General features: G+C 26.0%; 2 protein-coding genes. Both read left to right on the forward strand.

Features of this window, described 5'->3' with window-relative positions; translation table 11 throughout:
- Nucleotides 1-588, forward strand: a 588-nt coding sequence (locus tag A9G11_RS14280) for a hypothetical protein (protein ID WP_176701215.1), incomplete at its 5' end; no start/stop codon positions are given.
- Between the two features lie 23 nt (nt 589-611).
- A complete protein-coding gene (locus tag A9G11_RS00810; protein WP_065617642.1) occupies nt 612-1,574 on the forward strand; it encodes a hypothetical protein in 963 nt (320 codons plus the stop codon).
- The last annotated feature ends 31 nt before the right edge of the window (nt 1,575-1,605 follow it).

A 1,605-nucleotide genomic window follows, 5' to 3' on the forward strand; every position in this document is an offset into this window, starting at 1 on the left:
TTATTAATTTTGTTAAATATAAATATTGCATTTTCAGCCAATATAAAGAAAGAGTTACGTTTTTATCAACAAATAAAATTACCTTATTCTTCTAATCAATTAAAAAAATACTATTATTGGAACAAAATTCATGAAATACAAATTTCGGCTAACAACAAAACACCACTAAGATTTAATGATCAAGATTTTTTAGTTGACGTTAAATCGGTATCTCACGATTCAGGTTTTGCTACTGGTGGCCTTTATTTCCCAGTTTTTTATTTCAAATTTAATGATATTTTATATACTGGTATTATATATATGGCTTTGGCGGAAAATGATACTAACGTTATTACTTTCCGATTAAATAGTTATAATCCGGAAGGTAAACTTATTGATGCAATATTGTTAGATCAAAGATTCGAGCCTGAAGGAGAAGTATTATATTGGAATGATTTTACTATAAAGGCAAATGGTACAATTTTAGTTAACCAAAAAGAAAAATTACTAATCGACGCAGGTCTTTCCGATTTTAAAAAAGGCGAAATTAAATCTAAAAAAAGTCAATATCAAATGACTAAAACGGGTCTTTTTAAAAAAATAAAATAAGATTTATCAAAGGTAAATATATAATGAAAACAAGATGTTATTTAGGTTTAATCTTGCTATTAAGCACACCTTGCTATAGTCAGTTGTTTAATATTCCCGAACAATATAAAGGTGATTGTTTTGTTAAGAATGTTAATTACTGGCAACAGGAAACACCAGATGTAATTCCTAATGAAAATGAGGAGTTTATTAATACTAGAAAAGAAGAAAATTGCCCTCCAAACTCGATAGAAACAGATTTTAATGATTTATACGACATAATCCATAAAAACACAGTTATATATACTGATGAAGATTTAAAACTGGTTTTAAATAAAAAAAAATATAAATACATCGATAATCAAGGAGCTCATCCTCAAAATATTATTGTAGCTGAAATAGAGTTATCATTAATGTATAAACAGGACATCAAAGATAAAATTATTTTAGCTAGTCATTTTTATAATACTCACAATACTTATTGGTTAGGTATTAATGAGTATTATATTAGTCCTAATGGTGATATTTATTTATCACAAATAAAAGATTTAGGCTTTCGTACTGAGTTTATATTTTGGAAACATTATCAAATTGATAAGGAGAATTTACAATTTAAACTAAAAAAATTATTAATCAATGATTCTTACCAATATCAAATTATTTATCCAGATCAATTTAAAGTACTAAACCAATCCTCTTCATCGGTGTTTAAAACTGACAAGCTAAAAACTTGTTATCAAGATAAATACAATATAAGGTGTAATTTTGATTCTTACCGTTATTATCACGATATATTATTACAAAAATTATCATCTTTATCAGAAAAAAATCCAGATACTCAAGAGTCTATGGAAATAATAGACAAACAAATCAATCAAATTTGTTTAACGCTTCCGTCTCCAATTCATCATAATGAACTGGCAGATTTCACTCATAAAATCACAGAATGCCTAGTGGACCAAATGAAACAAAAAATAGACAAATTAGATGAAGAATTAGATAAATAAAATAACGCTACATTATATATAAGTAATCTAT

Origin of the sequence: Gilliamella sp. wkB108 (genome assembly GCF_001690195.1) — a bacterium.
Lineage (GTDB): Bacteria > Pseudomonadota > Gammaproteobacteria > Enterobacterales > Orbaceae > Gilliamella > Gilliamella apicola_L.